This window comes from Aliivibrio finisterrensis (assembly GCF_008933155.1).
In the GTDB taxonomy this organism is placed as follows: domain Bacteria; phylum Pseudomonadota; class Gammaproteobacteria; order Enterobacterales; family Vibrionaceae; genus Aliivibrio; species Aliivibrio finisterrensis.
The window spans coordinates 1-1,037 of sequence record NZ_WBVP01000068.1 but is presented as its reverse complement, the minus strand read 5'-3'; the positions used below and the strand labels follow the sequence as shown (position 1 = coordinate 1,037).

The 1,037-nt window shown below is 40.9% G+C and carries 1 protein-coding gene; it reads right to left on the bottom strand.

Features of this window, described 5'->3' with window-relative positions; translation table 11 throughout:
• Positions 1 to 1,037 (bottom strand): hypothetical protein (locus tag F8B77_RS17635; RefSeq protein ID WP_167512861.1); only part of this gene is annotated, 1,037 nt, incomplete at both ends.

Below are 1,037 nucleotides of genomic sequence, written 5' to 3'. Positions count from 1 at the left end.
TGCTTGGCTCCCTGCTGCTTGACTAGCGTAATCAATAAGGTCATTCCAACCATTTTCATTATCGACGATTGCTTGTACTCCGGCAAACGTATCGGCCCCTTGAGCTTGTACTGCACTGTTTACAGCACCGACATTGCTTGCATCAACGCCAGTGATCCCAGCTTGGGTGTAATCGGTATCTGCGGGAACGCTTGCCCCAGAAATGTTTTTGGCGTGGTTAATGACATTTACCATGGCGCTAATGTCGGTCACCACGACTAATTGTGCGTCGTTTAGCCAAGCATTAAACACGCTGACGTTGCTGACATCTTGCGTTAAGCCTATGTTGTTATAATCCGTACTTTGAGGCGCTGTTGCAGTGATAGGATTACCGCTATCTTTGGCGTAATCATGAATGAGAAGATAACTTGTGACCATCTCATTCATCTTATCAAAATCATTAGGGGTAGCTTGATTTTGTGGAATAACAATATTCAGTTCATCGATCTGCCCTTGACTCAGTGAGCTGAAACCTATTGCCGCATAATCTGTACTACTAGGGGCTGTGTTATTCGTTGCGTCACGAACATAATCAACAAAGGTCCACCACTGATCTGTATAGTTCAGCTCCATCCAGTCAATACCGCTAAGGGCATTTTGATACCCACTGGAAGTATTCTCACGAATAAAAGCTACGCCTTCATTGGTAAAATAATTTGTTATTTCTCGTGAAACAGTATGTGGCCATCGATACTCTAGATGCCGAGAACTACCATAAGTCCAAGTGGGTACTACAAGGTAAAGAGATTGTGTAGTTCCATTGTTGAGCCGAATATCTGTTTTGATTAAATAAGTATATTCCGCATTAGTATCAGCAGGAAGATTGTTAACAATTTCGGGGTGTAACGTATATGAAGCGTAGAAGTTATATTCATTTTGTGATTGTGGATCAAAGTAATTACTTAATCCATCGCCATCAATATCTTGGTTAATAAAATCTTGTAAATCAGAAAGATCATTTAATGTCGGTTTTTGGTTAAATAAAGCATTGTTAAGGT